This window comes from Halostella sp. PRR32 (genome assembly GCF_034808085.1).
GTDB lineage: Archaea > Halobacteriota > Halobacteria > Halobacteriales > Natronoarchaeaceae > Halostella > Halostella pelagica.
In genome coordinates this window covers 1-243 of the sequence record NZ_JAXHGL010000257.1, presented here as the reverse complement: position 1 = coordinate 243, position 243 = coordinate 1, and the positions used below count along the sequence as shown (strand labels likewise).

General features: G+C 53.9%; 1 pseudogene. It reads right to left on the bottom strand.

The features are described from left to right. Window positions 1-243, bottom strand: a pseudogene (locus SM753_RS21060) (hypothetical protein); the annotation flags it as partial.

Genomic DNA, 243 nt, shown 5'->3' with positions numbered 1-243 from the left:
GTCGAAATCAATATCCTCGTCTACCTCCTCCTCATCCAATTCAGGTTCAAAGTCCATGTCATCCTCGTCGTACTTCCGCCGATGGGATCGAGCCAGCTCCAAATTCTGGCCACGATCGGCACTCTTGGGCTGCGCTGGAGCCTCTTCCTCCTCTTCAATCTCCTCGTGGTACTCCTCAACCTCCTCATCTTCGTCAGGCTCATCTTCGTCTTCATCGGGCTCCTCCTCGTAGTCATCATCCAC